5 protein-coding genes are annotated in these 7,812 nt (G+C 47.5%); 2 read left to right on the top strand and 3 right to left on the bottom strand.

What is annotated here, in order from left to right; all coding sequences use genetic code 11:
• Positions 1-304: 304 nt before the first annotated feature.
• Positions 305-1,372, top strand: a complete 1,068-nt coding sequence (locus tag C232_RS0114005; protein WP_018664781.1) for a D-alanine--D-alanine ligase — start codon at positions 305-307, stop codon at positions 1,370-1,372.
• A 135-nt stretch (positions 1,373-1,507) separates the two neighbouring features.
• Positions 1,508-2,893, top strand: coding sequence for a UDP-N-acetylmuramoyl-tripeptide--D-alanyl-D-alanine ligase (locus C232_RS0114000; protein WP_018664780.1), 1,386 nt, complete (start codon positions 1,508-1,510; stop codon positions 2,891-2,893).
• A gap of 29 nt (positions 2,894-2,922) precedes the next feature.
• Here C232_RS0114000 and C232_RS0113995 read toward each other — a convergent pair whose 3' ends face one another.
• Genes C232_RS0113995 through C232_RS0113985 form a run of 3 tightly spaced genes read right to left on the bottom strand, consistent with a single transcriptional unit; the run spans position 2,923 to position 7,751 of the window.
• Entirely contained in the window at positions 2,923-4,590 is a 1,668-nt protein-coding gene (locus C232_RS0113995; protein WP_018664779.1) for a glycoside hydrolase family 13 protein, read from the bottom strand.
• A complete protein-coding gene (locus C232_RS0113990) occupies positions 4,587-6,869 on the bottom strand; it encodes a glycoside hydrolase family 65 protein (protein WP_018664778.1) in 2,283 nt (760 codons plus the stop codon). Before C232_RS0113990 ends, C232_RS0113995 begins: the two co-directional genes overlap by 4 nt.
• Positions 6,870-6,881: 12 nt before the next feature.
• Entirely contained in the window at positions 6,882-7,751 is an 870-nt protein-coding gene (locus tag C232_RS0113985) for a DUF1189 family protein (protein WP_018664777.1), read from the bottom strand.
• Positions 7,752-7,812 lie beyond the last annotated feature (61 nt).

Genomic DNA, 7,812 nt, shown 5'->3' with positions numbered 1-7,812 from the left:
CATCGGCGACAGGCAACTGAGCCGGTTCCAATGAAGTCCGCGCTTTGACTTCATGGGGCCGGACCAGTTGACCCCGAGCCGATAGCGCCCGCAGCCAGACAAATAAAAGCGGAGGGCGCTTGCCCATCGGCAGCCAAAGAAAAGCCGGTGAATTTTGCATTGGCCCATACACAAATGGCCGTTTATCCCATACAATGGAACCAGGCCGAAAAGAAACCTTTAAGCAAATGTAAAAGATTAGCCATACCCGTGCCATTTCATCATGGTAAAATAGAAACATCTCGTTATTTAATGGAGGAGCATAATGAAAAAGAAGATTTGCTTATTATATGGCGGAAAATCTGCTGAACATCAAGTGTCCTTGCAAACCGCAAAAGCTGTTATACAAGCATTGGACCATGAAAAATTCGATATACATCCCATCTTTATTACAAAGGAAGGAAATTGGGTCAAAGGGCCGCTTTTAACCGGGCCTGTTGAAAATGTAAAACAACTGGAATTCCACGAAGGACAACACATCGCACCCAACGCATTGTCCGCCCCCATTTCAGACGGGGAAAAAGGATATGATGTAATCTTTCCGCTGCTGCACGGACCGAACGGGGAAGACGGGACAGTTCAGGGTATGCTGGAGCTATTAAATCTTCCGTATGTCGGAAATGGGGTCCTGGCGTCTTCTGCCGGCATGGATAAAGTCATTATGAAAAATCTATTTGCGCAAGCCGGGCTTGACCAGGTCAAATATGTTTCCTTTATCCGCAGTACATGGGAAAAACAGCCGGAAGAATGTTTCCGGGAAACCGAAGAAATGACAGGGTATCCTTGTTTCGTGAAGCCGGCCAATCTTGGTTCCAGCGTCGGCATCAGCAAATGCACAAACCGTGCCGAACTGGAAGCGGCTTTTAAAGAAGCCTTTCATTTCGACAGGAAAATTATTGTTGAAGAGGGAGTCACTGCCCGCGAAATTGAATTGGGTGTGCTTGGGAATGATGATCCGAAATGTTCCGTTGCCGGCGAAATCGTAGCCAAAAAGGATTTTTATGATTATAAAGCAAAATACGAAGACGGTGATACGGCCCTGATCATCCCGGCTGAGATTTCAGAAGCGGTTTACGGGAAACTAACCGCTTCCGCCATCAAAGCATTTAAAGCATTGGACTGCTCAGGGCTGGTGCGCGCTGACTTCTTCGTGACAAAAGATGAAAGAGTCATTATCAATGAAGTCAATACGATGCCCGGTTTTACGCCGGTCAGCATGTTCCCGCTGCTTTGGAAGCACACGGGGCTTGATTACCCGCAGTTGATTGAAAAACTGGTTGAACTCGCGCTGGAAAGGCATGCCGAAAAACAACAGATCAAATATACATTGTAAGAGTGGACGGAACCATGCCAACATGGTTTCCGTTCTGTTTTTCAGGGAAAAACGGATTTGATTTTCAAAACTGATCCAAAGTATAATCCTGTATGTGGCAGGTGCTGGACAAAATTTAAGGGGGCGCTAAACAGAATGATCAGGCGAACCATTCAGGAAATAGCGGAGATGATCCATGCCGAAAATGCGGCGGATTTGAAGAATAATCAAAGTATTGTGCAGGGAGTCTGTATCGATACAAGGAAAATTGCAGACGGGAACTTGTATATACCGCTGAAGGGAAGACATACGGACGGCCACCAATATGTCGGGGATGCAATCCGGAAAGGGGCTGCCGCTTCACTATGGCAGAAAGATGTTCCCAATCCGCCGGCGCATCTTCCGCTCATTATCGTGGAAGACGTGCTCAAAAGCCTGCAGGAACTGGCAAACCGTTACCGCAGCCAGCTCCGTGTAAAGGTAGTCGGCGTGACAGGAAGCAACGGCAAGACAACGACAAAAGATATGGTGGCTGCTGTTTTGGCGCAAAAATATAAAGTCCAAAAAACAGAGGGCAATTTTAATAATCACCAGGGCCTGCCGTTAACGATCCTTTCATTGGATGAAGATACGGAAGCTGCTGTCATTGAAATGGGAATGAGCGCGAAAGGGGAGATTTCCCTCTTAACACGGATTGCACGCCCGGATATTGCGGTAATTACAAATATCGGAGAAGCACATATCCAAAATTTAGGGTCCCGGGAAGCCATCGCGGATGCCAAGCTGGAGATTACGGAGGGGCTGCCTGAAAACGGTTTGCTGATTTACATCGGTGACGAACCGCTGTTACAAGAACGGGTACCGAACATCAAGGGAATCCGTACGAAAACATTCGGCAGGCAGAAGAGCAACGATTTGTATCCAATCAGCATCACGCAAAATGATGAAGGAAGTACTTTTAAAACAAATGCAACGGAAAAGGCGGAATTTTATTTGCCGGTACTGGGCGAGTATAATGTCATCAATTCGCTGGCGGCCATTTTAGCGGGCCGTGAACTCGGCCTTTCTTTTCAAGAAATCAGAACCGGGCTGGGAAACGTGAAGCTGACGGCTATGCGGATGGAGATGGCAGAAGGGATTCAGGGTTCAAAAGTGATCAATGATGCTTATAATGCCAGCCCGACGTCAATGCGTGCGGCCATCCGCCTGGTTGAACAATTGAAGGGTGCAGGCAGGAAAATTCTGGTCCTCGGAGATATGCTTGAACTTGGCGAAAAGGAAGAGGATTTCCATACAGAAATCGGCCGCGGGTTGAATCCGCATGATATCCAGTACGTGTTTACATATGGCAGGCTGGGCCGCTTTATTGCGGACGGTGCCAAAACGGTTTTCCCGGACGGCCGCGTTTTGGCCTTTGATGACAAGTCCAGGCTGATTGCGGTGCTAAAAGAAAACATTGAAGCAAATGATGTCATTTTAGTAAAAGCATCACGCGGCATGCAGCTGGAAGAAGTGGCAAGGGCGATTACGGTTCAGAAATGAAAAAAGAGCGGGGGGCGAACCCCGCTCTGTTATTTTTCACAAAGGTAGATTGCGGCTTCATAAGGGCGGAACAAAGTGCTGCCTTTTGTATCTTCATAATTGGAAAGAAGCAGTTTCCAGTTTCCTTCCGGTTTCTCAAAATGAACTGTATTTTCACTGATGTTGGCAGCGACCAGCAGCTTCTCTTTTCCGGTTTCCCTCGTATATACGAATAAATGCGGATGGTCAGGCAGGAGCAATTCATATTTGCCGTCCACAAACACATCGTAAGTATGGCGCAGCCGGATCAATGCCTGATAATAGTGGAAAATGGAATTTTGGCTGGCCAAATCTTTCGCCACGTTTATTTCCGGGTAGCGCGGATTGACCTTCAGCCACGGGGTCCCGGTTGTAAAGCCGGCATTCGGGCTGTCATCCCATTGCATCGGTGTCCTTGCATTGTCGCGCCCTTTTTTGCGGACTGCTTTTAAAAATTCCGCTTCTGACATCACTTGATCCTCTATGACCAGTTCCTGATAGGCATTGCGGATTTCCACATCATCATAATCTTTTAATTCGAAATCGGCGTTCACCATGCCGATTTCTTCCCCCTGGTAAATATAGGGCGTCCCTTTCAATCCGTGTAAAATTGTCGCGAACGCTTTCGCACACGCAATGCGGTAATTCGTATCATTTCCCCAGCGGGACACAACGCGCGCCTGGTCGTGGTTTTCAAAATAAAGCGCATTCCAGCCCGTGCCTTCCAGTTCGTACTGCCAGCGTGATAAAGTTTGTTTCAGCTGCAGGAGGTCAAACGGCTTTAATGCCCATTTGCCGGCCCGGCTTCCTTCCTGCCCATCCACATCCATATGCTCAAAGTTGAAAATCATATTGAGTTCATGCGAATCCGGCCCTGTATATTGCTTAGCGGCTTCCACGTCCGAACCGATCGCTTCCCCAACGGTCATACAGTCATACTTGGACAGTACTTCGCGGTTCATTTCCTTGACAAATTCATGCAGGCGCGGCCCGTTTGCGTGATATTTGCCAATGCCGTATTTCTGCCCGTCTTTGAGCTCGTAATCGGGAAAATCGGTAAATTTTGAAATCGAGCCAATCACGTCCATACGCCAGCCGTCCACGCCTTTTTCCATCCAGAACGTCATCATATCATATACTTCTTTACGGACTTTTTCATTTTCCCAGTTCAGATCCGGCTGCTTCTTTGTAAAATAATGCAGATAGTACTGGCCCGTTTTTTCATCAAATTCCCACGCGGAACCGGAGAACATCGAGCCCCAATTGTTCGGCGGGGTGCCATCCGGTTTCGGATCTTTCCAAAAATAATAATCCCGGTACGGGTTGTCTTTTGACTTCCTGCTTTCCACAAACCAGGCATGTTCGTCAGATGTATGGTTGACAACGAGATCCATGACAATTTTCATTCCGCGTGCATGTGCTTCTTGAAGGAGCCGGTCCATGTCCTCATTGGTGCCGAACATGGCATCAATTTTGCGGTAATCACGGATGTCATAACCATTGTCATCCTGCGGCGAATCATAAACAGGGCTGATCCAGATGCAATCAATCCCGAGTTCTTTCAAGTAATCAAGCTTTTCGATGATGCCCTGTAAATCACCGATCCCATCGCCATTTGAATCGTAAAAACTGCGCGGGTAAATTTGATAGACAACTGCCTTCTTCCACCATTCTGTCATGATCGTTCATACTCCTTTGTATACGTATTTGTTAAATGGATGAATGCTCCATATAACTGCAGTTCCAGCGGTTCCCCTTCAAGTAAAGAAATGGTGATCTGCTTTTGGTTGACTTTTACTTCGAGCAGGCGGTTCCGGTAATTGATTTTAAATGCATATGCCTGCCAATCCTTTGGCAAAAACGGCGCGAATGACAACGTTTCATGGAACGTGCGCATACCCGCAAATCCGTGGACAATGGCAAGCCAGCTGCCAGTCATCGATGTGATATGGAGCCCATCTTCTGTGTCATGGTTGTAATTATCCAAGTCAAGCCGCGATGTCCGCTTATATAATGCCACCGCTTTGTCTTCTTTCCGGAGTTCGGCCGCGAGTATGGCATGAACACAAGGGGAAAGGCTTGATTCATGGACGGTCAGCGGCTCGTAAAATTCGAAATGGCGTCTCTTTTCTTCTATAGTAAACTCATCATTGAAGAAATAAAAGCCCTGCAGTACATCGGCTTGTTTAATATAGCAAGAGCGCAGGATCCGGTCCCAGGACCAGTTCTGGTTAAGGGGCAGGTCTTTTTTCGGAAGCGCGCTGGCCGGGCGGATCGGTTTATCCAGAAAATTATCCTGCTGCATATAAATGCCCAATTCTTCATCGTACGGAAAATACATTCTATCGATAATATCCTGCCATTTGTCCAACTCTTCTTCGGTAACATGAAGTGCCAGCCTTTTTTCATTGCTGATATAGTCGAGCACGGATATTGTATATTTTAATGTCCAGACAGCTATCCGGTTTGTATACCAGTTGTTGTTGACATTATTCTCATACTCATTCGGGCCTGTGACGCCATGGATCATATATTTTTGCTTCCGTTCCGAAAAGTGGACGCGGTCCGCGAAAAAGCGGCTGATCCCGACAAGGACGTCAAAGCCGTATTGGTCGATATAGGCTTTGTCCCCAGTATAGTTGACATAATTATAAATCGCATAGGCAATGGCACCATTGCGGTGAATCTCTTCAAATGTGATTTCCCATTCATTATGGCACTCAGTCCCGGTAAATGTCACCATCGGATATAAGGCGCCTTTTAAACCGAGCTTTCCCGCATTCTCATACGCCTGCGGCAACTGGTGGTAGCGGTAAAGCAACAGATTGCGCGTGACTTCCGGTGACGCCACGGATAAATAGACTGGAACTGCGTAGGCTTCTGTGTCCCAATACGTTGCGCCGCCGTATTTTTCTCCGGTAAAACCTTTCGGGCCAATGTTAAGACGGGGGTCATCCCCGTAGTAGGTCGAAAACAGCTGAAAAAGGTTAAAACGAATTCCTTGCTGGGCTTCCGTATCGCCCGTAATCCGGATATCCGCTTTTTCCCAGCGCTTCTGCCAGGCTGCCGCATGTTCGGCGCAGAGCTCGTCATAACCGCTCTCCAATGCCTGGGCGAGCAATTCGTATGAACGGTTTAGCAGCACATCCTGTTCGTAATCGCGGCTGGTCGTTACGGCTGCCAATTTATCCAGGGTGACGGACTCATTTTCACCTAATTCCTTGTTATAGATCTGTTCTGCATAGAGGGTAGCGCTTTGATTCGAAACATAGCGGGCTGTCGTTGCCACGCCCATTGCCGCCGCGATCGTGAAACGCGGAACACCAAACGGGTTATCGATGGTCTGTGTCACAATGGCTGCATGCCGGCTGTTGGCTTCCGATTGGATTTCTGTCCAGAACACATCGTCATAATTGGCATCTTCATTTTTCACATTGCCATCCAAATAAGGAAGCAGCGTGATGGCCGCGGGATGGCCGAGATTGGTCGCGCGGAACCGGAACGCGGCAATTTCCTTATTGACAATGCTGAAAAAGCGTTCAAATTCTATTTTTACTTTTTTACCTGACTTCTCCACAATATAGGAGTGGCGCAAAACAGCATGCTTCATATCGAGCTCAAGCTGAAACTGTTCCAGCGGGTCGAGGTAAAGGTCAACTTCTTCTTTATCGATCCAAACCCTTAATCCGGCCAGGTTCACCGCGTTAATGACCTTGCCGAAGTAATCGGGATAACCGATTTTCCACCAGCCGACCCTGGTTTTATCCGGATACCAGACCCCTGCAAGATAGGTGCCCTGATGATGGTCACCGGTGTAGGATTCCTCGAAATTTCCGCGCATCCCCATATAGCCGTTGCCGAGAGAAGTGATGCTTTCCTGGAGCCGGATATGCTCGCGGTGAAGTTTTGTTGTTTTTAAAGTCCAATCATCGACATCGAAAAGCCGGTTGTAATGCATAAGAGAACCTCCTCATTGACATTCTTTGTGCTTTCGTACTGGCATATCTTCCGGTTGAAATTTTGTCTTGAAAAATATCAACGCAATGATCAAAACCATTCCCAAAGATTGGATCATCATGAAACCTGCAGGATCCGTACGGGCAAAGCCGGCAAGCATGGCCGCGATGGATGGAATCCCGGCAGCAAACAGGACAATTGATACGGCTTGTTTTAGCGAGCGGATTCCGGAAAAACCGGAGAACCGGGTCAGCCATAAGATGAATGCGCAAGCCCCCATCAGGATCAGGTTGCTCAACCCCAGTAATACAAAAGCCAAACCTGATAAAAGTGGGATTAAGATGACTTGATATTGCTGATACCAAAGCGCAGCAGCCCATGCCGCCAAGTCATCTGCATTGCGGATCACTTGTTTTTCCTGCTGTCTCGGGTACTGTACAGTAAACCCAAATCCGTTTTGATCGGCCAGGGTCAACTGCTTTTTTTGTAAAATCAATGCATTTTCGAAGCCTTTTACTTTTTTGTGATAACGGTCTCCTGAGATTGAAACCGGCTGTCCCGGATTTATGGCCAGCAATGTTTGCTTGTTTTTTATTGTAACCGGGCGATTGGCCTCAAGCATTCCATTTTGAATAGAAATGGCGGCGGGCTCCCCATTATATTGATTGTTGACCGCCTCATTTAAATTGGGTGCAATCCGGCTGAGGGGCAGGCTGTCCATGCGGGCAAACGACAGGGAAACAGGCGCCACCAGACAGGCGGTTAAAAACAAAAACACAATGATGATATTCCACCAGCTTAAGGCGTTTCGATTGTGAAACATCTTAGCCGGTGAATATAAATGGCTAAAATAATTGGCTGGAAATTTATGAATCTGTTCCATACTGTATCCCACACTTTGCTATCGTATAATGAACCAGGTGCCAGCTGGTTTTAAAAAGCCG

It is taken from the genome of Heyndrickxia acidiproducens DSM 23148, assembly GCF_000374345.1.
Lineage (GTDB): Bacteria > Bacillota > Bacilli > Bacillales > Bacillaceae_C > Weizmannia > Weizmannia acidiproducens.
The sequence above is the reverse complement of the archived record's forward strand: the minus strand, read 5'-3'. Positions and strand labels throughout refer to the sequence as shown.

Coding starts and splice junctions, on each gene's coding strand:
- C232_RS0113985 (WP_018664777.1), bottom strand. CDS start 7,751: ATGGAACAGATTCATAAATTTCCAGCCAATTATTTTAGCCATTTATAT.
- C232_RS0113990 (WP_018664778.1), bottom strand. CDS start 6,869: ATGCATTACAACCGGCTTTTCGATGTCGATGATTGGACTTTAAAAACA.
- C232_RS0114000 (WP_018664780.1), top strand. CDS start 1,508: ATGATCAGGCGAACCATTCAGGAAATAGCGGAGATGATCCATGCCGAA.
- C232_RS0113995 (WP_018664779.1), bottom strand. CDS start 4,590: ATGACAGAATGGTGGAAGAAGGCAGTTGTCTATCAAATTTACCCGCGC.
- C232_RS0114005 (WP_018664781.1), top strand. CDS start 305: ATGAAAAAGAAGATTTGCTTATTATATGGCGGAAAATCTGCTGAACAT.